Origin of the sequence: Pseudomonas sp. 1912-s, from assembly GCF_029269205.1 — a bacterium.
Classification (GTDB): domain Bacteria; phylum Pseudomonadota; class Gammaproteobacteria; order Pseudomonadales; family Pseudomonadaceae; genus Aquipseudomonas.
The window spans coordinates 237703-261411 of sequence record NZ_JARIXR010000003.1 but is presented as its reverse complement, the minus strand read 5'-3'; the positions used below and the strand labels follow the sequence as shown (position 1 = coordinate 261411).

The following is a 23709-nucleotide window of genomic DNA, read 5'->3' as shown; positions in this document are numbered from 1 at the left end:
CTGACTTCCTGACCAAGGACTGTTCGGGAGCGCGCTTTTAACAGGCGGGCGTTGTCCCGCAACGGTAAATGCCGCCATGTCGATTTTGCAGGCCATCAGAACCTTCTTCTTTTACCTGCTGCTGGGCACCAGTTCTTTTCTCTGGTGCACCCTGAGCTTTTTTATCGCGCCTTTTCTGCCGTTCAAGGCGCGCTATCGTTTCATCAACGTCTTTTGGTGTAACTGCGCGTTGTGGTTGACCAAGGTGTTCCTGAACATTCGCTTCGAGATCAAGGGCGCCGAAAACGTCCCGGACCAGCCTTGCGTGATTCTGTCGAACCACCAGAGCACCTGGGAGACCTTCTTCCTGTCTGCGTACTTCTCGCCCCTGAGCCAGGTGCTCAAGCGTGAGCTGCTGTACGTGCCGTTCTTTGGCTGGGCCATGGCCATGCTGCGACCGATCGCCATCGACCGCGACAACCCCAAGGCTGCGCTCAAGCATGTGGCGAAGAAAGGCGACGAACTGCTCAAGGATGGCGTCTGGGTGCTGATCTTCCCGGAAGGTACGCGGGTGCCCTACGGCACTGTGGGCAAGTTTTCACGCGGCGGTACGGCCTTGGCGGTGAACGCCGGATTGCCGGTGCTGCCGATTGCCCACAACGCCGGCAAGTTCTGGCCAAAGACGGGCTGGGCCAAGCGGGAAGGCACCATCACCGTGATCATTGGCGAACCGATGTATGCCGAAGGCGAAGGCCCACGCGCCATTGCAGCGCTGAACGACCGTGCCCAGGCATGGAATGAAGCGCAACAACGGGCCATGGGTTCACTGCCGCCGGAGCCGGTTGTGGTCGACACGCCGGTGATTTGAGTTTCTGTGGATAACCTGTGTACGGTTTGTTGGCGAATTACGCTTTTTAGCTCATAGGCTTCTGATTTACTTACATATTTCCCAAGCTCATAAAACACCGGAAAAGGTGCATAAGTTTTTTCCGCATTAAAAAACCGGTCCTTGAGACCGGTTTTTTATGCACAGGTAAAAAGCCGCGGTTCACTCGCTCCACAACGGCAGTTGAAGGATGAAGGTCGTACCTTTGTCCACCACACTTTCGCAGCCAATCCGCCCACCATGGCGATCCACGACGGCCTTGACCATGGTCAGCCCCAATCCCAATCCCTCACTACCCTGAGCTGACGCGAAGCGCCGATATTGGCCAAAGAGTTCGGGCAGGTCCTGCGGCGCGATGCCTCGACCCTGGTCGCTGATACGGCATTCCAACCGGTCGTCACTGCGGGTCAGGCTCAATCTGACGGTGGTACCCGAGGGGCTGTATTTGACCGCGTTTTCCAACAGGTTGAACAAGGCACGGGTGAGCAGCGATTGATCCGCCCAGACCATCTCGTCGCCGTCTTCATCCAGGTCGTGGACCAGTTGTATGCCTTTCAACTGGGCGTGCACCGCCACTTGATCAAAGGCATCCAGCACCAGCATGGCAAACAGGCTGGGTTGAAATTGGTAGCCATCAGACTCGGCTTTCGCCAGTTGCACGAAGGATTCGGTGAGGTTCAAGGCACGACGGACTTGTTGCTCGATCTGGGTAAATATTGGCGCGGCGCTGTCCTGGACATCCAACAAGGCGAGGATCGCCGAATGCGGCGCACGCAGGTCATGGGACAGAAAGCGCAGCAGGGTTTCCCGTTGCTGCTGTGCGTCGCGCTCGATGCTCAGGTCTGTGAGGCTTAGCAGCCAGCCCAGAGCCACGTCACCGTCTGCCGGTAGCAGTGGGGCCAGGTCGAGGCGCAAGCTGCGATTCAGGGTGTCACGAAACTCGACGATTTCCAGCGCCGACAGGGCAGGGCGAGCACCGTCCTGCAGCGGTGGATAACCCAATGCCGCAAGCTGCTCCAACAGGTTTTCAGCCACCAGTTCGTTGCCGAACACCCCACGGGCAATCCGGTTGGCCAGCAGCACATTGCCCTTGGGGTCGGTAATCAGGGTCGCTACCGGCAAGCACTCCAGACCATCCGCCATAAAGCGCCGGGTGTCCCGGGTACGGCTGACCGCCTGTTCCAGGGCAAAGATCCGTCCCTGCAATACATCGCCCTGGCTGGCGGGCGCTCTACGGCGCTCCGGGAGCACTTTGGGTTCGTTGTCCAGGCGTGCCAGCTCCCAGCCGAAGTAGGCCAGGATCACGCTCAGGCGCCGCCAGTTCCAGATCAGGTAACTGAGCAGCATGCCGATCAGGCACGCCGCCGGTGACCACCAATGGCCCAGGCGCAGCAGGCCCCATGAACCGAGGAGTGCGGCCCCCATGCAACCGAGGGTCAGCCACAGGGCATAACGCGGGCGAAACAACAGCAAGCCCAATAGCAGCGCGACCATCGCAGTGGCCAGCAGCGTCGCCGTCCACGCGGGCAGGTCAACGATGCTGCGCCCTTGCAGCAAGCCGTTGAGGATATTGGCCTGGATTTCCACGCCCGGCGTGGTGCCGACGCTGGCCGACAGCGGCGTGACGTAACGGTCGCCCATGCCCGGCGCAGTGGCGCCGATCAGGATCAAGCGGTTGCGCAGCAACTCCGGCGGCACGTCACCGCGTAATACGCTGATATACGGCACGCTGGGAAAACCGGCATGGCTCGCGATGAAAGGTATTCGAATGGCATTTTCCCGCTGCCAGTGGGTGCTGTCCGACGGACCAGGCGCCCCCGGCATTACGGATTGCTGGCCGCTCAATTCAAACGCCAACCAGGCCAGTTGTGGTGCCATATTGCCGGGCGGGCCTTCACGCAAATACAGGCTTCGAACGATACCGTCGCTGTCTGCTTCAACGTTGATATGGCCAACACTCCTGGCGCAATCACGCAGGGGTAGCACGGGCAGGATTTGTGCAACTGGTTGGCCGTAGCGGGGCGTGCCTTCGCGAATCAAGGGCAGCAGGACAGTGCCAGAGTTGCACATGGCCTCGGCCAGCCTTAAGTCATTGGCCGGTTCCCGGGCGGGCTCACTGAAGATCACATCGAACAGAATGCCCGCAGGCTTGGCGGCACTTAGCCGATCCAGCAGGTCGGCATGTACGCGCCGGGACCATGGCCATTGGCCGAGTTCTTTCAGGCTCCGGTCATCGATCGTCACCAGCAGGATGCGTGGATCCACCGGCAACGGTGCCAGGCGCCGAAGGCTGTCATACAGCAGATTATTGAGGGCAAGGCCCGGGCTCAGTGACAGAAACGCTGTGATGGGCAGCAGCAACAGGCTGACCCAAAGCCATTCGCGTACCAGGCCATTGAACAGCCGCTGCGCCTGAGTCGGTTGGCGCTTTTCAGCCCTGCGCCACAGCCTCACCAGTGCGCTTCCGAAGCGCTACTGCACACGCGTCGCGGGTGGGTAATAGAAGATGTCATAGACGCCGGTTTCTCCCTCCAGCCCATGTTCATCATAGGCCGACAAACGTACGTGATAGAACGATGCTTTCAGCCCAGTGAAGCGCATTTGTGGCGTGTCGGAGAAGTTTTCCTGCTTGATGTTCAGGAACTCCTTATCGGTCGCGACCTGGGCCCTGTAACGCTGGGCACCGGCCAAGGGACGCAGGAACAGGGTCCATACCGGCGCATCGCCCTTCTGGCCGTCCTGGCCGACCAACCGTGGTGCATCAAGCAGTTCCACGGGTTTGAGTTCGCCTTGTTTCTTGAACGCCAGCCCCTGTCGCGCGCCGACTTTTACTTCGCCGGCAACCGGCCCGGTAATCGGCTTCTTCTTGATGGGCCGCGGGGTCGGCGGAGCGTCATCACGATTGACCGCCACTTGCCCATTGAGCACTTCCACCAGCGATTGTTCGCCATCGTTGCGCACACGGAAATGCGTGCCGCGCACACCCAGGACGCCCACCGGGGTCATGATCTGGAAACGGTCATAGTCGCTGGCACGCTTGATCACGTAAGCCTCGACCTGACCTTCTTCAAGAATCACCTGGGGAATGGACTGTTCTTCAACCAGGTGCAATCGGACCTGAGAGCTGGACGGCAAGACGATCCGCGAACCGTCCCCCAGCAACAGGCTGACAAACGCGCCCGGTGAGGTTTTCACGCTCTCTTGTTCATCAATGAGCATGCCTTCTTCCAGGGCCGTGGACACACCCTTCGCATCCAGTTTCCAGGCTTCGCCGGTCAGGTGCTGCACCGCCGCCGGCAGAGGCTGCGCGCGACACATCTGATTGTCATCGATATAGGGGGCGCGGGGAGGGGCGGGGCGTGCCAAGGCCGACAGACTCACTACGCCAAGCGTAACGATCAAGCCAGAACCCAACAGGGTAGAAACGGCAAAACGGAATCGGCAGGGGAAAAAGGTCATGGCGCTCATCAAGATTCTAGTTCTAATGGGGCATCAGAAAGCACGTTCAGGAAGCGTCTTGCAGCGGGAAGACCTTGAGTACCGTCTACGATACTCGATGAAGTATCGCCGTCGATAGCCGAAATGTCTGGGGAGTGGGATCCATGCTGAAGATGACACGTCCCTGTGTCGGAGCAATTCCATCGCTCCAATCCGTGTGTCATCCAGCGAGAGCGAATTTACCTACAACAGCGGTGCATCGCATCGATTCGCAACATTTGTTCAGATTTGGCGGTACTTAAAAAACCCAGCGTTGGGTCTGCTGCTGTTCGCTGAGTTGCTGAAACGGCGAGCTGGCGAACCCCATACCATCACCGGGCTCACTCAGGGTTTGACGCTCATCGAACGGCATCGGAACCACCGGCTTGGATGCACCGACCGTTTCCGTCCCCAGGGTTGCCGCCATGACCACCAACACCATCCGGCCCCATACATTAACCTTCTCCAGAACACTCACTCGTCTCGAAACAGCATAAAACCAGATTGCCATTGATCCTTTTCCTGAAGGTCTCGAGCCGGTATCTTCCCAGCTTGGGTATTGACGATTTCCAATGGCTTACGGCCATTTGATATCAGCGTACCGAGAGATTCATAGGGCCTGAGAATCTGGCCATAATTGTTCAGATTCAAGCCCGCATTCTTCAACAAGAAAGGACCCTGCCATGCGTGTCGCAATACTGGATGACGAACCTGCTGAACTGCGGCGGGTGGAACAGACACTGCGACAAATCCCCAGCGCTGCGGATCAGCCATGGACCCTGCACTGCTTTGAGCGTGGAGAAGACTTGCTGCGCCAGCTACGCCGGGAAACCTTTGACCTGCTGATCCTCGACTGGCAACTGCCCGACCTCAGCGGCCTGGCGTTGCTACGCTGGACCCGCGAGCACATGGAAGTACCACCTGCCGCCATCATGCTCACCAGCCGCGATGCCGAGAGCGATATCGTCCAGGCGTTGAACAGTGGCGCGGATGATTACGTCAGCAAGCCGTTTCGTCCCAATGAACTGAAGGCACGAGTCAATGCCGTGCTGCGCCGTCACGGACTGCAAAAGTCCGCGGCCAGTGAAGTGCTGACCTTCAACGACCTGACCTTTGACGATGCTGAACTCACGGTGAGCAGGGCAGGGAAACCCATCAGCCTGACGGAACGTGAATACCGCCTGGCTCGGTGCCTGTTCGAGAACCTGGCACGGCCGCTGTCTCGGGAATATCTGTATGAGCGGTTCTGGACCCATGAAGAAATGGTGTCATCACGGCCGCTGGATACGCATATTTATCGGCTGCGAAACAAGCTGGGACTGACGGCGGATCGGGGTTGGCAGTTACTGACAATCTATGGGTATGGGTATCGATTGGAGAGTGTGACAGCAGCCTCCGATGAGTGAGATGTTCCACGTGGAGCATTTATAAAACTCCATATTCCACCCAATAAAAAAGGCCAACGCTAAGCGTTGGCCTTTTTGTTTTGAGCTACAACCTGATCAGAAGTCCAGGTTGGACACCGCCAGGGCGTTGCTCTCGATGAAGTCACGACGAGGCTCGACCGCATCACCCATCAGGGTGTTGAAGATCTGGTCCGCGCCAATGGCGTCTTCGATGGTCACACGCAGCATGCGACGCTGCGCTGGGTCCATGGTGGTTTCCCACAGCTGATCCGGGTTCATTTCGCCCAGACCTTTGTATCGCTGAATGGTGTGACGCTTGGTGCTTTCAGCCATCAACCAGTCCAGGGCTTCCTTGAACTCTTTGACTGCTTTCTTGCGTTCGCCACGCTGAATGTAAGCACCGTCATCCAGCAGGGTGCTCAGTTGCGCGCCGAGGGTCACAACCGTCTTGTAGTCGTTGCTGCCGAAGAAGTCGCGGTTGAAGGTGACGTAGTTCGACAGGCCGTGGGAGATCAGTTCGACCTCTGGCAGCCAGACGTTACGTTCACGGTCTTCACGCAGGCTGGCTTTGTAGACCAACCCGGATTTTTCGACAGTACGCAGACGGACTTCGTACTGGGCCAACCAATTCTGCATGTGAGCGTGATCGCCCAACTGCTCCAGGCTAACGGCTGGCAGGTAGATGAAGTGCTCGGTCAGCTCCTGAGGGTACAGGCGCGACAAACGCTTGAGGGTCTTCATCACCATGCGGAAGTCGTTTACCAGGCGCTCCAACGCTTCACCGGAGATCCCCGGGGCTTCGTCGTTCAAGTGCAGGCTTGCATCTTCCAGGGCCGACTGCGTCATGTACTCTTCCATGGCGTCGTCGTCTTTGATGTATTGCTCTTGCTTGCCCTTTTTCACTTTGTACAACGGCGGCTGGGCGATGTAGATGTAGCCACGCTCGATCAGCTCCGGCAATTGACGGAAGAAGAACGTCAGCAGCAGGGTACGGATGTGCGAACCGTCGACGTCAGCATCGGTCATGATGATGATGTTGTGGTAGCGCAGCTTGTCGATGTTGTACTCATCGCGGCCGATGCCACAGCCCAGGGCGGTGATCAAGGTGCCGACTTCCTGCGAGGAAATCATCTTGTCGAAACGGGCCTTCTCGACGTTGAGGATCTTACCCTTCAACGGCAGGATGGCCTGGGTGCGACGGTTACGACCCTGCTTGGCGGAACCGCCAGCAGAGTCACCTTCCACCAGGTACAGTTCGGAGAGGGCAGGGTCTTTCTCCTGGCAGTCAGCCAGTTTGCCCGGCAAGCCCGCGATATCCAGCGCGCCTTTCCGACGGGTCATCTCACGGGCTTTACGCGCCGCTTCACGAGCCCGCGCCGCGTCGATCATCTTGCCGACGACCAGCTTGGCTTCGTTCGGGTTTTCCAACAGGAAGTCGGAGAAGTATTTGCCCATTTCCTGTTCAACTGCGGTCTTCACTTCGGAAGACACCAGCTTGTCTTTGGTCTGGGAACTGAACTTCGGATCCGGAACCTTGACCGAAATAATGGCGGTCAGGCCTTCACGGGCATCATCACCGGTAGTGGCGACTTTGTGCTTCTTCGCCAGGCCTTCCGCTTCGATGTAGGTGTTCAGGTTACGCGTCAGTGCAGAACGGAAACCCACCAGGTGAGTACCGCCATCGCGCTGAGGAATGTTGTTTGTGAAGCACAACAGGTTCTCGTTGAAGCTGTCGTTCCACTGCAGGGCGATTTCTACGCCGATGCCGTCTTCACGCTGGATGTTGAAGTGGAACACCTGGTTGACCGCAGTCTTGTTGGTGTTCAGGTATTCAACGAACGCACGCAGGCCACCTTCGTACTTGAACAGCTCTTCCTTACCGCTGCGCTCGTCCTTGAGGACGATACCCACACCGGAGTTGAGAAAAGACAGCTCACGAATCCGCTTGGCCAGGATGTCCCAGCTGAAGTGGATGTTCTTGAAGGTTTCAGCCGAAGGCTTGAAGTGAATCTGCGTACCGGTGCTTTCGCTGTCACCGACAATTTTCATCGGTTCCTGTGGAACACCGTGGACATACGTCTGTTCCCAGATTTTGCCGCTACGGCGTACCGTCAGGATAAGCTCTTCGGACAGGGCGTTTACTACCGAAACACCTACACCGTGCAAACCGCCGGATACTTTATAGGAGTTGTCGTCGAACTTACCGCCGGCGTGGAGCACGGTCATGATGACCTCTGCCGCCGAAACGCCTTCTTCTTTATGCACATCGACCGGAATGCCGCGACCGTTGTCGCGTACGGTGATGGATTCGTCCGGGTGGATGATGATGCTGATGTCGTCGCAGTGACCGGCCAAAGCTTCGTCGATCGAGTTATCGACCACCTCGAACACCATGTGGTGCAGACCGCTGCCATCATCGGTATCACCGATGTACATACCGGGACGTTTGCGTACGGCATCCAAACCTTTAAGCACTTTAATGCTGGTCGAGTCGTACGTATTCGTATTTTCTTCGCTCATGCCTTCACTCCCGATGGTCGTGGGTCTGGGTGATACGGCCTTGTTCCACGTGGAACAAAGCGACTGGCGTTTCCGTCTGCCAGCCTTCCCTCAATAATTCGTGGTCTACACAGGTGATAAACACCTGGCAGCGTAAGTCTTCCAACAAGCGGCATAACGCGCGGCGATGCTGCTCGTCCAGTTCGGACGGCAAGTCATCCACCAGATAAATACATTGCCCGCGCCGGGCCTGGCTAACCAGATGCCCCTGGGCGATACGCAGGGCGCAGACCACCAACTTCTGCTGACCGCGGGACAAGATGTCCGCGGCATTATGTGCGCCCAATCTAAGGCGCAAATCAGCCCGTTGTGGTCCGGCCTGGGTGTGACCAATTTGCTGATCCCGTTGCAAGGACGTCGCGAGCACTGCACTCAGTTCCCGGTCTTTGTCCCAACCACGGTAGTAGCTCAACGTCAGCCCCTCGAGTTCAAGCAACTCGCTCAAGGTCTGCTCAAAGACTGGTTTCAAGGCTTTGATATAGGCGCGGCGGTATTCATCTATTTCAGCGCTGGCCAGGCACAGTTCCCGGTCCCAAGCAGCTTGAGAAGCGGCGTCAAGTGTACCATGCCGCAGCCATGAGTTCCGCTGCCGCAGGGCCTTCTGCAGGCGCTGCCAAGTGGCCATGAAACGCGGTTCCACGTGGAACACTCCCCAATCGAGGAACTGCCTGCGGATTTTTGGAGCGCCTTCCAGCAGCCGGAAGCTGTCTGGGTTGATCAGTTGCAGTGGCAGGATCTCCGCCAGTTGGGCAGCACTGCGAGCATTTTGCCCGTCGATGCGAATTTGAAACTCTCCCTGCCGGTCTCGAGATATCCCCAGGCTGCTATGACCACCTTCCGCCAATTCGACTTGGCCAAATACCGTGCACGCCAGTTGTTCGTACTGAATCACCGGTAACAAGCGGGCACTGCGAAAGGAACGGGCGAGCCCCAGCAGGTGAATGGCTTCCAGCACGCTGGTTTTGCCACTGCCGTTGGCGCCATGGAGGATGTTGATGCGGGGGGAGGGGGAGAAGGTCACCGGGTGCAAATTGCGCACCGCGGTGACCGAGACGCGACTGAGGGACATCTAGCTTCTGCTGAACATGGTTACAGGCGCATCGGCATGACAACGTAAGCCGAGTCATCGTTGTCGGATTCTTGTACCAGGGCGCTGCTGTTGGAGTCGGACAGGATCAAACGAACCTGTTCGGTGGTCATTACGCCCAGCACGTCCAGCAAGTAGCTGACGTTGAAGCCGATTTCCAGGTTGCCGCCGTTGTAGTCGACGCCGACTTCTTCTTCCGCTTCTTCCTGCTCCGGGTTGTTCGCCTGGATTTTCAGTTGGCCGTTGGCCAATTGCAGGCGAATACCGCGGTATTTCTCGTTGGAAAGAATGGCGGTACGGCTGAACGCTTCGCGCAGGGCCTGACGATCACCGATCACCAGCTTGTCGCCGCCTTTAGGCAGTACGCGCTCGTAATCCGGGAATTTGCCGTCAACCAGCTTGGATGTGAAGGTGAACTCGCCAGTGGTCGCGCGGATGTGGTGCTGGCCCAATACGATACTGACATTGCCGTCCGGCTCGGTCAGCAGACGCGCCAGTTCCAGAATACCTTTACGCGGCACGATGACCTGGTGGCGATCAGGCTGACCGATATCGGCCTTCATCGAGCACATGGCCAGACGGTGACCGTCGGTGGCTACAGCACGGATGATGCCTTCGGAGACTTCCAGCAGCATGCCGTTCAAGTAGTAACGCACGTCCTGCTGGGCCATGGCGAAGCTGGTGCGCTCGATCAAGCGGCGCAGCCGGCTTTGTTCCAGACTGCAGGTGAGCGAGCCAGGACCTTCTTCCACGGTCGGGAAGTCGTTCGCGGGCAAGGTCGACAGAGTGAAACGGCTGCGACCGGCCTTGACCACCAGCTTCTGCTCATCAACCTTGATGTCGATCAGCGCGTCGTTGGGCAGGCTTTTGCAGATATCCATCAGCTTGCGCGCCGGCACGGTGATCTCGCCGGGCTCGGCGGGTTCTTCCAGCTGGACACGACCGACCAGTTCGACTTCCAGGTCGGTACCGGTCAAGGACAATTGCTGGCCTTCTACAACCAGCAATACGTTGGAAAGCACCGGCAAGGTCTGTCGGCGCTCGACGACGCCTGCGACCAGTTGCAGGGGTTTCAACAGGGCTTCGCGTTGAATGGTGAAATGCATGGTCTAGTCCCTTGCCTTAATAAGCTGCGCTGGTGTTCATCAAGTAGTCAGTGTACGCAGCAGGTTCTTGTAGTCCTCGCGAATATCCGCGTCGGATTCCTTAAGTTCGTTGATCTTGCGGCACGCGTGCAAGACCGTGGTGTGGTCGCGACCGCCAAACACATCACCAATTTCCGGCAGGCTATGGTTGGTCAGCTCTTTGGAGAGCGCCATCGCCACCTGACGAGGACGTGCTACCGAACGCGAACGGCGCTTGGACAGCAGGTCGGAAATCTTGATCTTGTAGTACTCGGCCACGGTGCGCTGGATGTTATCCACACTCACCAGCTTGTCTTGCAACGCCAGCAGGTCTTTCAGGGATTCGCGAATCAGCTCGATGGTGATGTCGCGGCCCATGAAGTGCGAGTGAGCGATCACGCGCTTGAGCGCGCCTTCCAGCTCACGCACGTTGGAACGAATGCGCTGTGCGATGAAGAATGCCGCGTCGTGAGGCAGATCGACTTTAGCCTGGTCGGCCTTTTTCATCAGGATCGCGACGCGGGTTTCCAACTCAGGCGGCTCTACCGCAACGGTCAGGCCCCAGCCAAAGCGCGACTTCAGACGCTCTTCCAGGCCTTCGATTTCCTTCGGGTAACGGTCACTGGTCAAGATGACCTGTTGGCCACCTTCGAGCAACGCGTTGAACGTGTGGAAAAACTCTTCCTGGGAACGTTCCTTGCGGGCGAAGAATTGAATGTCATCGATCAGCAAGGCATCAACAGAACGGTAGAACCGTTTGAACTCGTTGATCGCGTTGAGCTGCAGTGCCTTGACCATGTCGGCCACGAAGCGCTCCGAATGCAGGTACACGACCTTGGCATTCGGGTTCTTCTTTAATAGGTGGTTACCCACAGCGTGCATCAAGTGAGTTTTACCCAAGCCAACGCCGCCATAAAGGAAGAGCGGGTTGTAACCGTGCTTGGGGTTGTCGGCGACCTGCCAGGCAGCCGCGCGGGCCAGCTGGTTGGATTTACCCTCGACAAAGTTCTCAAAGGTGAACGTGCGGTTCAGGTAACTGGTGTGCTTGAGCGCACCTTCTACCTGCACGGTGCGCTGTTCAGCACGAACCGGGGCCTGTTGGGAGCTGGCGCCGGCCATTGGGTCAAAGCTGTCGCGGGACGGCTCTTCATTTATAGGCGCGTTTTTTTGCGAAGAAGATTTCGAAGGCGTCTGGGCAACCGGTGCTGGCGAGTTATTAACAGGTGCCGCCGCGGCCTGAGCCTGCGAAGCACTCGCTGCCAACGGCGCATTCGGCGCAGCACGGGGTGCCGAGCTGCGTTTGCTACCTATTAATAAGGAGAGCACCGGAGCAAGCCCGTTGCCATGTTCGTCGAGCAATTCGAGAACGCGGCTCAGGTATTTCTCGTTGACCCAGTCGAGAACAAAACGATTGGGTGCGTAGACACGCAACTCGTCGCCTTCGGCTTCGACCTGTAGCGGACGGATCCAGGTGTTGAATTGCTGGGCAGGCAGCTCATCGCGCAAAAGCTCCACGCACTGCTGCCAAAGTTCCACTGACACGGATATCCCCTAAGTTGAAAGCCGGTGAGGCAAAAACAGCCGCCATTGTAGCGGCCAGCCGTCCACTTATCCACATGTAGGTTGCTCACAGGGCGCCAAGAATCAATGCCTTAACTGTAAAAAAGCCGACAAATGGTCTGTGCATAAGCTCTGTGGATAAGCGACCTTAAGCCCGTTGTACAAGTGGGGTCGAAAGTCTGTGGGTAACTGGCCTGTGGATAAGTAGCCATTCCACACACAGCTTATCCGATAGCGCAGCACAGGCAGAGCACCGTTTCTCCCCCGTGTTGTCATTCTCTGTACATCAGGTGGAATATGGCCTCAAGGCAGTTATCCACAGAAGATCGCTTCCCTAGCTTTTATAAGCTTTACAGAAAAGCTTTAAATAACTTCCTTCTTTATTTTTATATCTATGGCATTGCTCGTGAAAGCCGAATCGCCCGGATTCGTTCCAAATGCCTCCAGAGATCTAATTAAAGGAAAAGCTGGTTGGAAATTGACCTAGAGGCTTGCTTTCTCTAGAATCGCCGGTCTCTTAAAACGGGGGCCATTCCGGCCCGTTGTGGACGAACCAGGTAACACGCCATGAAACGTACTTTCCAACCAAGCACCATCAAACGCGCCCGTACTCACGGCTTCCGTGCTCGCATGGCCACCAAGAACGGCCGTGCTGTCCTGTCGCGTCGCCGCGCCAAAGGTCGTGCGCGTCTGGCAGTTTGATAATCCGGTACTGGTGGTGAGTCAGGACTTCAGTCGGGAAAAGCGTCTGCTAACCCCCCGGCATTTCAAGGCAGTCTTTGACTCCCCCACCGGCAAGGTTCCGGGGAAAAATCTCCTGCTCCTTGCGCGTAACAACGATCTGGATCACCCCCGTCTCGGGTTGGTGATCGGCAAGAAGAGCGTAAAGCTCTCCGTTGAGCGCAATCGCCTCAAGCGTCTGATGCGCGAATCGTTTCGCCTCCACCAGGAGACTCTGGTTGGTTGGGATATTGTTATCGTCGCGCGCAAAGGCTTGGGGGACGTAGAAAACCCCGAATTGATTCAGCATTTCGGCAAGCTCTGGAAACGTTTGGCTCGTACCAACAAGCCAGCACCAGCTGTCAGCACCGAAACTGTAGGGGTAGACAGTACTGATGCGTAAACTGGCGCTCGTTCCGATCCAGTTTTACCGCTATGCCATTAGTCCCCTGATGGCAAACCACTGTCGTTTCTACCCCAGTTGTTCCTGCTACGCGTTGGAAGCCATAGAAAATCATGGCCTTCTGCGCGGTGGCTGGCTGACCTTTCGTCGTTTAGGTCGCTGTCATCCGTGGAATCCCGGTGGTTATGACCCGGTTCCATCTATCCCTACCTCCCGTTCTTCTTCGATGGCCGAGTAATCATGGATATTAAACGCACGATCCTGATCGTCGCCCTGGCAATCGTGTCCTACTCTATGGTTCTTAAGTGGAACCAGGATTATGGCCAAGCTGCCCTGCCGACTCAGAATGTTGCTACCAATCAGTCGGCGCCGGCTATTCCGGATACGCCACTGGGTAACAATGCTGCCGCCAGTGCCGATGTACCCAGCGCGAATGCCGATACCAGCACCCCGGTAGAAACCCCGGTCGTCACCAATAAAGACCTCATCCATGTAAAAACGGATGTACTGGACCTGGCTATCGATCCACAAGGTGGTGATATCGCCCAGCTGAAGCTGCCGCTGTATCCACGTCGCCAAGACCATCCTGATGTTCCGTTCCAGCTGTTCGATAACGGCGGCGAACGTGTATATCTGGCGCAAAGTGGCCTGACCGGTACTGACGGTCCGGATGCTCGTGCTACCGGTCGTCCGGTTTATTCGACCGAACAGAAGACTTATCAACTGGCTGATGGCCAGAATCAGTTGAACGTTGACCTGAAATTCAGTCACGACGGCGTCAACTACATCAAGCGTTTCAGCTTCACCCGCGGTTTGTACGATCTGAAAGTCACCTACCTGATCGACAACGAAAGCGCGAAGCCGTGGACTGGCAACCTGTTTGCCCAGCTCAAGCGTGACAACAGCGCCGATCCTTCTTCCAGCACCGCCACCGGCACCGCGACTTACCTGGGCGCCGCCCTGTGGACAAGTAACGAGCCGTACAAAAAAGTGTCGATGAAAGATATCGACAAAGGCGCGCTGAAAGAAACCGTTCAAGGTGGCTGGGTTGCCTGGTTGCAGCACTACTTCGTGACCGCATGGATCCCGAACAAAGGTGATGCCAACCTCGTTCAAACCCGCAAAGACAGCCAGGGCAACTACATCATTGGCTTTACTGGCCCGACGTTGACCGTCGCTCCGGGTGCCAAGGCTGAAGCCAGCGCTACGCTGTATGCCGGTCCGAAAAGCCAGGCGGTCCTCAAAGAGTTATCCCCAGGTCTGGAACTGACTGTGGATTACGGCATTTTGTGGTTCATTGCCCAGCCGATCTTCTGGCTGCTGCAACATATCCACAGCATTGTGGGTAACTGGGGCTTCTCGATCATCCTGCTGACCATGCTGATCAAGGGGATCTTCTTCCCACTGTCGGCTGCCAGCTACAAGTCGATGGCGCGTATGCGTGCCGTGGCCCCGAAACTGGCCGCGCTGAAAGAACAACATGGCGATGACCGGCAGAAAATGTCGCAGGCCATGATGGAGCTGTACAAGAAAGAGAAGATCAACCCGCTGGGTGGATGCTTGCCGATTCTTGTGCAGATGCCGGTGTTCCTGTCGCTGTACTGGGTGCTCCTGGAAAGCGTGGAAATGCGCCAGGCACCGTTCATGCTGTGGATAACTGACCTGTCGATCAAAGACCCGTTCTTTATCCTGCCGATCATCATGGGCGCGACCATGTTCATCCAGCAGCGTCTGAACCCGACGCCTCCGGACCCGATGCAGGCCAAGGTCATGAAAATGATGCCAATCATCTTCACCTTCTTCTTCCTGTGGTTCCCGGCTGGTCTGGTGCTGTACTGGGTGGTTAACAACTGCCTGTCGATCTCCCAACAGTGGTACATCACACGTAAAATCGAAGCGGCTACCAAAAAAGCCGAGGCGTAATTTACTCTGTGGATAACACCACTCAAGACGCCCCCTAGTGGGGCGTTTTGCTTTCCGTCACTTTTATCCGGGTACCCGCCATGAGCGCTCCTCGTGAAACCATCGCCGCTGTCGCCACCGCTCAAGGTCGTGGTGGTGTCGGTATCGTTCGTATTTCCGGGCCGCTCGCCGGCGTGGCAGCCCAGGCCGTCATTGGGCGGGAGCTGAAGCCTCGGTATGCGCATTACGGGCCTTTTCTGGGGGCCGATGAAGAAGTGCTCGATGAAGGTATTGCCCTTTATTTCCCGGGTCCGAACTCATTTACCGGCGAGGACGTCCTGGAACTCCAGGGCCACGGTGGCCCGATCGTTCTGGATATGCTGCTGCAGCGTTGCCTGCAATTGGGTTGCCGCCTGGCACGCCCGGGCGAATTCAGTGAACGTGCGTTTCTCAACGACAAACTCGACCTGGCGCAGGCCGAGGCGATTGCCGACCTGATCGAAGCCAGTTCTGCACAAGCGGCGCGCAATGCCTTGCGTTCGCTGCAGGGCGCTTTTTCCCTGCGTGTGCATAACCTCACCGAGCAGTTGATCAGCCTGCGCATCTACGTTGAGGCTGCAATTGATTTCCCGGAGGAAGAAATCGACTTCCTCGCCGATGGCCATGTCCTTGCGATGCTGGACAAAGTCCGTGACGAGTTATCCACAGTACTGCGTGAAGCGGGGCAAGGTGCCTTGCTGCGTGACGGTATGACCGTGGTGATTGCCGGCCGGCCCAACGCCGGCAAGTCGAGCCTTCTGAACGCGTTGGCCGGGCGAGAAGCAGCCATCGTCACCGAGATCGCCGGCACTACGCGGGATATCTTGCGCGAACATATCCACATCGATGGCATGCCACTGCATGTGGTAGACACGGCTGGGCTGCGTGACACCGATGACCAGGTGGAAAAGATCGGCGTGGAACGCGCTTTGAAGGCGATCACAGAGGCCGATCGTGTGCTGCTGGTAGTGGATGCCACCGCGCCAGAGGCGGCCGATCCGTTCGCACTGTGGCCGGAATTCCTCGAACAACGGCCAGACCCGGCCAAGGTTACGCTGATTCGAAACAAGGCCGACCTGACGGGCGAGGCGATCGCCCTGGAAGTCAGTGAGGACGGCCACGTGACGATCAGCTTAAGTGCCAAGTCTGCGGGAGAGGGGCTGGAACTGCTGCGCGATCATCTGAAAGCGTGCATGGGCTACGAGCAGACCTCGGAAAGCAGCTTCAGCGCTCGTCGCAGGCACCTGGAGGCGCTACGGCATGCCAGCGCCGCCCTCGAGCATGGCCGCGCGCAGCTGACGCTGGCAGGAGCCGGTGAGCTGCTGGCTGAAGATTTACGTCAAGCGCAGCAGCTGTTGGGTGAGATCACCGGCGCATTCAGCTCCGATGATTTGTTGGGGCGGATTTTTTCAAGCTTCTGCATCGGGAAATAGCCGGGTTATCCACAGCTGACACGTCACCAGTTGTACGAAACCGTTCCGAGTAGCGTCCGGCTTTCACCCCAATAGCAGCGGCCCGCATCGTTGCAGCCGGACACATACTCCTTGTCGAACAGGTTCTTCGCGTTCACGTCCACCGACCAGTGCTTGTCAATCTGGTAACCGATGGCGGCATCCACCAAGGTTACGCTTCCAGCATCCAGCTTCCCGTAAAGGGAAGGCGCGGTGTAAGCGAAAGTGCTGTCGAAGTAGCGGATGCCGCCGCCCACGGACAAGCCCTTAAGTTGGCCATCAAGAAAGCGGTACTTGCCCCAGACCGAAGCCTGATTACGTGGGACACCGGTCATTTGGTGACCTTCCACGAGCGACGTTGCCGAATCCTTGGTAATTCGAGCATCGGTGTAGGTGTAGGCCGCAGTCACGTTCAAATTAGGTGTGAGGTTGCTGTTGACCTCAACTTCCACGCCCTTGGCCCGACTTTCGCCAACCTGGCGGTAGGTATTGGTAGTGGCGTCGAGGTACGTGTCGTCCTGCTTGCGCAGGTCATATACCGACAACGTCATCGCCGTGTCCCAGCCGATCGGCTCGTACTTGAGGCCTACTTCGTATTGACTGCTGGTGATCGGGTCCAGCGGTGTGCCGGCATTGGAGATCTGCTGTACAGGGACGAACGCAGTCGAGTAGCTGACATACGGCGTCAGGCCGTTGTCGAACTGGTACATGATCCCGCCCTGATAGGTGAATTTGCGGTCTTCAGAGCTGATATTGCCGGCCTTGGCCACCTTGTCGCGAAAATCACTGTCGACCCAGTCCTGGCGCCCGCCGAGCAAGAATAACCAGTGGTCATACTTGCTCTGGACCTGTGCATAAACGCCTTTCATCTGCTGTTCGAGCAACGTGTTTTGCACCGCGAGAGGCGTCAATGGGTCCTTCAGGTACACCGGGTTATACACATTGATCGTGCCTGCAAATCCGGCATTCCAATCCTGGCTGAACGAGGTACGGTCATAGCTGGCACCAAACAGCACGGTATTTTCCAGGCCACCCACCTGGAATTTTCCTTCCAACTGGTTATCCAGCGAGTAGACCATCGATTTGTTGTAGCGGTCGTAGGCATTCATGTTCAGCTGGGTGCCGAACCCCGCATTATTCAGGTTGCCTGGCCAGGTTTCATGGCGGGCGATTCGCGACTGCATGTAGCGCGAGTTCTGCCGAAACTGCCAGTCATCGTTGAAGCTGTGGCTGAACTCGTAGCCGGTGCTCCAGGTTTCCCGTTCGAAGGTGTTCCAGTCCGGGTCACCGAGCATGGTGTGCTTGGAGAGCTTCCCGTTGGGGTTGGTCAGTAACGTGCCGGCGGCAGGTAGGCCAAGTTCAAGATTAGTGTGGTCTTTCTGGTAGTTGGCTAGCAGCGTCAGGGTGTTGTAGTCGTCGAAATTGAGGGTCAGGGATGGTGCGATATACAGGCGGTCATCGGGAACGTGATCGGTCTGGGTGTCGGACTTCCTGCCGAGCATCACCACGCGTCCAAGAATATTGTCGTTGTCGTTCAACGGACCGGAGATATCCACACCCACCTGGCGGCGATTATTCGAACCGTAGGTCAGCTGAACTTCGCCTTGTGGCGTAGCTGTCGGGTGTTTACTCACCAGGTTGACCAGACCACCGGGTGCATTTTCGCCGTAGAGCAGGGAAGAAGGGCCACGGAATATTTCTACCCTTTCCAGCCCATAAGGTTCGCTGGTGGTGTCATACCGGTTGCCTTGTACTCGCAAGCCATCGCGCAGCAGGCCGTAGCCATAATCCGTGGCGTTGAAGCCGCGAATGAAGAACAGGTCACCGGCCAGGCCGTCGCCCGCAGCAAAGGGAGGGGCAAAGATTCCCGGCACATAGCCCAGCACTTCGGTGAGCGTCTGGGATTTTTGATCCTTGATGCGCTGGCCGGTCACCACTGACACCGAGCGCGGAGTTTCCGACAACGGTGTGCTGGTCTTGGTACCGATTCGGCTGTTTTGCGCCTTGTAACCTACGTCCCCGGCAATCTCCTGATTGAAACCGGCCTGTTGATAAGCGCTGACAGTAGTCGGGGCCAACATGAGTTGTTCCCCGCTCGTGGCCGGCTGCAGCGCATAGCTGCCGGGGCCTTGAGCCGCCGCCTGCAATCCCGAGTTCTGCAGCAATAACGCAAACCCTTGTTCCACCGAGTAGTCACCTTCCAGCCCAGGACTTTGCAAGCGCGCCGTCTGCTGCGGCGAGAATGACAAAATCACATTGGCCTTCGCCGCGAACTGGCTCAAGGCATTGTCGAGTGGCCCGGGGGCGATCACGTAATGTTGCACCGAGCTGGCAGCAATCGCCTGGGTGCATGACAAGGTGCTGGCAGTCGCTGCCGTGGTCAGCAGCAAGCCATACGTGATGCCGTGATAGGAGAGACGCTGGCGAAATTTTGTAGGAAGGCGCATGTGTGAGTAAGCCCTGAAGGTAGCATCGTGATTACCTGTAGGGCCGCGCCAGGTAAAAAAAAGATAACCCCTGCTGAGAGTATTTTTTCGGTATTAACCTGTAAGCGTAACGGCGACCCAGTAGCGGGTGAAATACTTCACCTGGATCGGCAACGTGACCTGCAGGTTTGCCAGTACGGCGTCGGTGGAATCGAGGCGGAAGGTGCCGGACACCCGCAGCCGGGCTGATGCGGCGTCGCACTGCATGACGCCCGGCCGATAGCGCGCGAGTTCGTCGATGACATCCCCCAGTCGCGCGTCCAGAACGATCAGTTGCCCGTCAACCCATGCGGCTTGGTTCCTGCGATAGATATGGCTGGGGCCTACGTCTAGCGTGCCGAAATCGGCAGTCTCACCGGGGCCGAGCAGTCGGCCATGACCCGGTTGGTCGACGGGTTGCACGCTGACCCGGTCATCCAACACGCCAACCCGGGTTGACCCCTGCAATTGGCGAACAGTGAACCGCGTGCCTAAAGCTTGAATACGGCCTTCACGGGTTTCGACATAAAACGGTGTTTGCCGCCCCGACTTGCCGGTGTGGATAAGTACTTCCCCCTCACGCAAACGGACCAGTCGCTGCTGCCCATCGAAAATTACGTCGATAGCGGTATGGGTATTGAGGTCAATTTGAGTACCGTCGGCCAACTCGATTCGCCGTCGTTCGCCGACCTTGGTTCGATAGTCAGCCCAAAGGTTGCCCAGGGACGTGTGTTGTTGAACGTTCCACCCCAAGTACCCGGCGGCGCCGAGCATCAACATCAGCTTGAGCACTTGGCGCCGCTGTTGACTGGTCGAGAGCGCGCGACGGGTGAAATCCTTGGGTAGCGCACCGAGGCCACGTTGCAACTGTTCCATCTGGTTCCAGGCCGCCTGATGGGAAGGATCGCCGTTGAGCCATTGCTGCCAGGCACTGTGTTCCGCAGGTGTCGGTGGTTGCGATTGAAATTGCACGTACCAACTGGCGGCGGCTTCGAACGTCTTGCGATCCGGGGCGGCCATTACGCGCCCGCCATGATCAGGGCGCATTCTGTCAGGGCGCGGACCATATGTTTCTTGACGGTGGTCAGCGAGACCCGCAGCTGATCGGCGATCTGTTGATAAGTCAGGCCTTCGACCTGGGATAGCATGAAAATTCGCCGAGCCCGCTCACCCAGCCCATGCAAGGCTTTATCCACAGCCACGAGGGTTTCAATGATGATCGCCTTGTCTTCTTCACTGATTGCGGTTGCTTCTGGCCAGTCTGCGAGGGTTTGCAGATAGGCTTGTTCAATGGCGCGGCGGCGATAGCGGTCAATCACCAATCCCCTGGCGACAGTGGCCAGATAATCCCGGGGCTCAAGGATCTGCGCCGCATTGCGGCCACCCAGGATCCGCACGAACGTATCGTGTGCCACATCGGCTGCATCGCAGGCGTTATGCAACTTTCCCTTGAGCCAGCTGTGCAACCACGAATGGTGCTGCTCATAGATGTGCTGGACTGCGATGGTATGCGGGGGAAGGGGCATGAGAGGTGACGAGGTAGGTTAATGATAATAACTATTATTAACTGCCGTGACGCTTTCTCACAATAGGCCTGCCATCAACCCGTTTCACAAATGCAAACGAAGCGTTTCCTGCCTATCCGAAGATTCTTGGAGGCCGCCGTGTGCCTGAAACTTATCGTAATCCGTATTTTCTGTGGATTAAGCCCTGTGAATAACCGCCCCTGTGCCCAGTTGATAACAGGGCCTAAAACCTGAGGAAAAACCCCTCTGTGGATAACCACCTGTTTAATCCACAGGCTTAGACCACTTATCCAAGGGCCTCCTTGGCACCTAACCACAGACTTTTGAATCTCTGTACATAACGTAAATAAAGGCCTGTAGAGATCTATCCACAGAAACAGGCCTCAGTAGAAATAAACATAAAAACAAAGATTTAATAAATTTCTCTCTTTTAATTTCTATTGTCCGTGATTCATCCACAGCTGGTTAAATTTTGTGCAAAGGGTTCTTTAGGAAGGGCGAAGTCCCTATACTTGCCGACTCGTTCGAAAACCTGATCTCGAACGCTCATTCCTAATTACCTACAGAAGCAGGCACGAGGTGCGTGGTGGATTTCCCTTCCCGTTTTGAAGTGATCGTCATCGGCGGCGGTCATGCCGGTACCGAGGCAGCACTGGCGTCAGCACGCATGGGGGCAAAAACCCTGTTGCTGACGCATAACGTGGAAACCCTCGGCGCCATGAGCTGCAACCCCGCGATTGGCGGGATTGGCAAAAGCCACCTGGTCAAGGAAATCGATGCCCTGGGCGGCGCGATGGCCATGGCTACCGACAAAGGTGGTATTCAATTTCGTGTGTTGAACAGCCGCAAAGGCCCGGCCGTGCGAGCGACTCGTGCTCAAGCCGACCGGATCCTGTACAAGGCAGCTGTCCGCGAAACCCTGGAAAACCAGCCGAACCTGTGGATATTTCAGCAGGCAGCCGATGACCTGATCGTTGAGCAGGACCAGGTACGCGGTGTTGTCACGCAAATGGGCCTGCGTTTCTTCGCAGAATCCGTGGTGTTGACCACCGGTACGTTCCTTGGCGGACTTATCCACATCGGTATGCAGAACTATTCCGGTGGTCGCGCCGGTGATCCGCCGTCAATCGCCCTGGCTCAGCGCCTTCGCGAACTCCCGCTGCGTGTCGGTCGTTTGAAAACCGGTACGCCGCCGCGTATCGATGGCCGTTCGGTGGATTTTTCGGTAATGACCGAGCAAGCCGGCGATACACCGATCCCGGTCATGTCGTTCATGGGCTCCAAGGAACAGCATCCGAAGCAGGTCAGTTGCTGGATTACCCACACCAATGCCCGTACCCACGAAATCATTGCCGCGAACCTCGACCGTTCGCCGATGTATTCCGGGGTGATCGAAGGTATTGGCCCACGCTACTGCCCGTCGATCGAAGACAAGATCCACCGCTTTGCCGACAAGGAAAGCCACCAGGTCTTCATCGAGCCGGAAGGTTTGACCACCCACGAGCTGTATCCGAACGGGATTTCCACTTCCCTGCCGTTCGACGTGCAAATCCAGATCGTGCAGTCGATTCGCGGTATGGAAAACGCCCACATCGTGCGACCCGGCTACGCCATCGAGTACGACTACTTCGACCCACGTGACTTGAAATACAGCCTGGAAACCAAGGTGATCGGCGGTTTGTTCTTTGCTGGCCAAATCAACGGCACCACCGGTTACGAAGAAGCCGGCGCCCAGGGTTTGCTGGCCGGAGCCAACGCCGCACTGCGTGCACAGGGCAAAGACAGCTGGTGCCCGCGTCGCGATGAGGCGTACATCGGTGTGTTGGTCGACGACCTGATAACCCTCGGAACCCAGGAACCGTACCGGATGTTTACGTCCCGGGCCGAATATCGCCTGATCCTGCGGGAAGACAACGCCGACCTGCGCCTGACCGAGAAAGGTCGCGAGCTGGGCTTGGTCGACGACGTGCGCTGGGCTGCCTTCTGCAAAAAACGCGAAAGCATCGAACTGGAAGAGCAACGCCTGAAAAGTACCTGGGTTCGTCCGGGTACCGAGCAGGGCGATGCGATTGCCGAAAAATTCGGCACGCCGCTGACTCACGAGTACAACTTGCTGAATCTGCTGTCCCGTCCGGAAATCGACTACGCTGGTCTGATCTCGGTTACCGGCGGTGGTGCAGAAGATCCACAGGTCGCCGAGCAGGTCGAAATCAAGACCAAATACGCCGGTTACATTGACCGCCAGCAGGATGAGATCGCTCGTCTGCGGGCCAGCGAAGACACCAGGCTGCCTGTGGATATCGATTACACAAATATTTCCGGTCTGTCGAAAGAGATTCAAAGCAAGCTGGGGATAACTCGACCTGAGACCCTGGGCCAGGCGTCCCGTATCCCGGGTGTCACGCCGGCAGCCATTTCGCTGTTGATGATTCATTTGAAAAAACGCGGCGCGGGCCGTCAGTTGGAGCAAAGCGCTTGAGTTCGTTGGTCACCTCGCAACACGCCGAAGAGTTATCCACAGGTGCTCGCCAGCTTGGCGTCGACCTGACCGAAGCCCAGCACGAGTTGCTGCTGGGTTATCTGGCCCTGTTGATCAAATGGAACAAGGCTTACAACCTCACTGCGGTGCGTGATCCGGACGAAATGGTTTCTCGCCATTTGCTCGACAGCCTCAGCGTGATGCCGTTTATCGAAAACGGCCGTTGGCTCGACGTTGGCAGCGGCGGCGGCATGCCCGGCATCCCGTTGGCGATCCTGTTTCCCGAGTCGCAGGTGACGTGCCTGGACAGCAACGGCAAGAAAACCCGCTTCCTGACCCAGGTCAAACTCGAACTCAAGCTGGATAACCTGCAAGTTATCCACAGTCGCGTCGAAGCCTTCACGCCTGAACAGCCCTTCAACGGAATTGTTTCCCGGGCCTTCAGCAGCATGGAGAACTTCAGCAACTGGACCCGCCACCTTGGCGACCGCGATACCCGTTGGCTGGCAATGAAGGGCGTTCATCCAAGCGACGAGCTGTTAGCATTGCCGGCAGACTTCCACCTCGATAGCGAACACGCCTTGGCCGTACCCGGTTGCCAAGGCCAACGCCATCTGCTGATACTGCGCCGCACGGCATGATTGGG

Annotated in this window: 19 protein-coding genes; 9 read left to right on the top strand and 10 right to left on the bottom strand. The window is 57.3% G+C overall.

Annotation, left to right across the window (positions count from 1 at the left end; translation table 11 throughout):
- The first annotated feature begins 76 nt into the window (after window positions 1-76).
- Complete coding sequence (locus P3C29_RS05855) at window positions 77-847, top strand: lysophospholipid acyltransferase family protein (RefSeq protein WP_003213596.1); 771 nt, start codon at window positions 77-79, stop codon at window positions 845-847.
- 180 nt (window positions 848-1027) lie between these two features.
- Here the strand turns inward: P3C29_RS05855 and P3C29_RS05850 are convergent, their stop codons facing one another.
- The 3 genes from P3C29_RS05850 to P3C29_RS05840 all read right to left on the bottom strand — a co-directional run bounded on the left by P3C29_RS05850 (window position 1028) and on the right by P3C29_RS05840 (window position 4853).
- Window positions 1028-3319: a CHASE2 domain-containing protein gene (locus tag P3C29_RS05850; protein WP_275964074.1), complete on the bottom strand. Its 2292-nt coding sequence runs from the start codon at window positions 3317-3319 to the stop codon at window positions 1028-1030.
- Between the two features lie 18 nt (window positions 3320-3337).
- Complete coding sequence (locus tag P3C29_RS05845; RefSeq protein WP_275964073.1) at window positions 3338-4333, bottom strand: FecR domain-containing protein; 996 nt, start codon at window positions 4331-4333, stop codon at window positions 3338-3340.
- A 268-nt stretch (window positions 4334-4601) separates the two neighbouring features.
- Window positions 4602-4853: a hypothetical protein gene (locus P3C29_RS05840; protein ID WP_201125775.1), complete on the bottom strand. Its 252-nt coding sequence runs from the start codon at window positions 4851-4853 to the stop codon at window positions 4602-4604.
- Window positions 4854-5025: 172 nt separating this feature from the next.
- Between P3C29_RS05840 and P3C29_RS05835 the strand changes: the two genes are divergently transcribed.
- On the top strand, window positions 5026-5748 hold the full coding sequence (locus P3C29_RS05835; RefSeq protein ID WP_010168499.1) for a response regulator transcription factor: 723 nt from the start codon (window positions 5026-5028) through the stop codon (window positions 5746-5748).
- Between the two features lie 96 nt (window positions 5749-5844).
- Here the strand turns inward: P3C29_RS05835 and gyrB are convergent, their stop codons facing one another.
- The 4 genes from gyrB to dnaA are packed head-to-tail and all read right to left on the bottom strand — an operon-like array spanning window position 5845 to window position 12060.
- Window positions 5845-8268: a DNA topoisomerase (ATP-hydrolyzing) subunit B gene (gene gyrB / locus P3C29_RS05830; protein ID WP_201125774.1), complete on the bottom strand. Its 2424-nt coding sequence runs from the start codon at window positions 8266-8268 to the stop codon at window positions 5845-5847.
- 4 nt (window positions 8269-8272) lie between these two features.
- A complete protein-coding gene (gene recF / locus P3C29_RS05825) occupies window positions 8273-9376 on the bottom strand; it encodes a DNA replication/repair protein RecF (RefSeq protein WP_003213585.1) in 1104 nt (367 codons plus the stop codon).
- A 20-nt stretch (window positions 9377-9396) separates the two neighbouring features.
- Entirely contained in the window at window positions 9397-10500 is a 1104-nt protein-coding gene (dnaN, locus tag P3C29_RS05820; protein WP_003213582.1) for a DNA polymerase III subunit beta, read from the bottom strand.
- A gap of 39 nt (window positions 10501-10539) precedes the next feature.
- Window positions 10540-12060, bottom strand: a complete 1521-nt coding sequence (gene dnaA / locus P3C29_RS05815) for a chromosomal replication initiator protein DnaA (RefSeq protein WP_032868695.1) — start codon at window positions 12058-12060, stop codon at window positions 10540-10542.
- Between the two features lie 585 nt (window positions 12061-12645).
- On the opposite strand from dnaA, the gene rpmH reads away from it, so the two are divergent.
- From rpmH to mnmE, 5 genes are all read left to right on the top strand, one after another.
- Window positions 12646-12780: a 50S ribosomal protein L34 gene (gene rpmH, locus P3C29_RS05810; protein ID WP_003213577.1), complete on the top strand. Its 135-nt coding sequence runs from the start codon at window positions 12646-12648 to the stop codon at window positions 12778-12780.
- A 16-nt stretch (window positions 12781-12796) separates the two neighbouring features.
- Entirely contained in the window at window positions 12797-13201 is a 405-nt protein-coding gene (gene rnpA / locus P3C29_RS05805; RefSeq protein ID WP_010168490.1) for a ribonuclease P protein component, read from the top strand.
- Complete coding sequence (yidD, locus tag P3C29_RS05800; protein ID WP_105342575.1) at window positions 13194-13439, top strand: membrane protein insertion efficiency factor YidD; 246 nt, start codon at window positions 13194-13196, stop codon at window positions 13437-13439. The genes rnpA and yidD overlap by 8 nt, the downstream gene beginning before the upstream one ends.
- Before the next feature lie 2 nt (window positions 13440-13441).
- Window positions 13442-15124 (top strand): membrane protein insertase YidC, encoded by a 1683-nt coding sequence (gene yidC, locus P3C29_RS05795; RefSeq protein ID WP_010168487.1) that lies wholly within the window; start codon window positions 13442-13444, stop codon window positions 15122-15124.
- An 80-nt stretch (window positions 15125-15204) separates the two neighbouring features.
- Entirely contained in the window at window positions 15205-16575 is a 1371-nt protein-coding gene (mnmE, locus tag P3C29_RS05790) for a tRNA uridine-5-carboxymethylaminomethyl(34) synthesis GTPase MnmE (protein ID WP_275964072.1), read from the top strand.
- A gap of 23 nt (window positions 16576-16598) precedes the next feature.
- Here mnmE and P3C29_RS05785 read toward each other — a convergent pair whose 3' ends face one another.
- The 3 genes from P3C29_RS05785 to P3C29_RS05775 form a co-directional block, all read right to left on the bottom strand.
- On the bottom strand, window positions 16599-19040 hold the full coding sequence (locus P3C29_RS05785) for a TonB-dependent siderophore receptor (protein ID WP_275964071.1): 2442 nt from the start codon (window positions 19038-19040) through the stop codon (window positions 16599-16601).
- 93 nt (window positions 19041-19133) lie between these two features.
- Complete coding sequence (locus tag P3C29_RS05780) at window positions 19134-20078, bottom strand: FecR domain-containing protein (RefSeq protein ID WP_275964070.1); 945 nt, start codon at window positions 20076-20078, stop codon at window positions 19134-19136.
- The gene (locus tag P3C29_RS05775) at window positions 20078-20584 is read right to left on the bottom strand and encodes a sigma-70 family RNA polymerase sigma factor (RefSeq protein ID WP_275964069.1); all 507 of its coding nucleotides are present in this window, start codon (window positions 20582-20584) and stop codon (window positions 20078-20080) included. Before P3C29_RS05775 ends, P3C29_RS05780 begins: the two co-directional genes overlap by 1 nt.
- 586 nt (window positions 20585-21170) lie before the next feature.
- Here P3C29_RS05775 and mnmG point away from each other — a divergent pair.
- Both mnmG and rsmG read left to right on the top strand, forming a co-directional pair.
- Window positions 21171-23063, top strand: a complete 1893-nt coding sequence (gene mnmG / locus P3C29_RS05770; RefSeq protein WP_010168477.1) for a tRNA uridine-5-carboxymethylaminomethyl(34) synthesis enzyme MnmG — start codon at window positions 21171-21173, stop codon at window positions 23061-23063.
- Entirely contained in the window at window positions 23060-23704 is a 645-nt protein-coding gene (rsmG, locus tag P3C29_RS05765; RefSeq protein ID WP_093203411.1) for a 16S rRNA (guanine(527)-N(7))-methyltransferase RsmG, read from the top strand. The genes mnmG and rsmG overlap by 4 nt, the downstream gene beginning before the upstream one ends.
- Window positions 23705-23709: the final 5 nt, after the last annotated feature.

Excerpts from the sequence above, each read along its gene's own strand:
- P3C29_RS05855 (WP_003213596.1), top strand. The coding sequence starts at position 77 with ATGTCGATTTTGCAGGCCATCAGAACCTTCTTCTTTTACCTGCTGCTG.
- P3C29_RS05845 (WP_275964073.1), bottom strand. The coding sequence starts at position 4,333 with ATGAGCGCCATGACCTTTTTCCCCTGCCGATTCCGTTTTGCCGTTTCT.
- P3C29_RS05840 (WP_201125775.1), bottom strand. The coding sequence starts at position 4,853 with ATGGCAATCTGGTTTTATGCTGTTTCGAGACGAGTGAGTGTTCTGGAG.
- P3C29_RS05835 (WP_010168499.1), top strand. The coding sequence starts at position 5,026 with ATGCGTGTCGCAATACTGGATGACGAACCTGCTGAACTGCGGCGGGTG.
- gyrB (WP_201125774.1), bottom strand. The coding sequence starts at position 8,268 with ATGAGCGAAGAAAATACGAATACGTACGACTCGACCAGCATTAAAGTG.
- recF (WP_003213585.1), bottom strand. The coding sequence starts at position 9,376 with ATGTCCCTCAGTCGCGTCTCGGTCACCGCGGTGCGCAATTTGCACCCG.
- dnaN (WP_003213582.1), bottom strand. The coding sequence starts at position 10,500 with ATGCATTTCACCATTCAACGCGAAGCCCTGTTGAAACCCCTGCAACTG.
- rpmH (WP_003213577.1), top strand. The coding sequence starts at position 12,646 with ATGAAACGTACTTTCCAACCAAGCACCATCAAACGCGCCCGTACTCAC.
- yidD (WP_105342575.1), top strand. The coding sequence starts at position 13,194 with ATGCGTAAACTGGCGCTCGTTCCGATCCAGTTTTACCGCTATGCCATT.
- yidC (WP_010168487.1), top strand. The coding sequence starts at position 13,442 with ATGGATATTAAACGCACGATCCTGATCGTCGCCCTGGCAATCGTGTCC.
- mnmE (WP_275964072.1), top strand. The coding sequence starts at position 15,205 with ATGAGCGCTCCTCGTGAAACCATCGCCGCTGTCGCCACCGCTCAAGGT.
- P3C29_RS05785 (WP_275964071.1), bottom strand. The coding sequence starts at position 19,040 with ATGCGCCTTCCTACAAAATTTCGCCAGCGTCTCTCCTATCACGGCATC.
- P3C29_RS05780 (WP_275964070.1), bottom strand. The coding sequence starts at position 20,078 with ATGGCCGCCCCGGATCGCAAGACGTTCGAAGCCGCCGCCAGTTGGTAC.
- P3C29_RS05775 (WP_275964069.1), bottom strand. The coding sequence starts at position 20,584 with ATGCCCCTTCCCCCGCATACCATCGCAGTCCAGCACATCTATGAGCAG.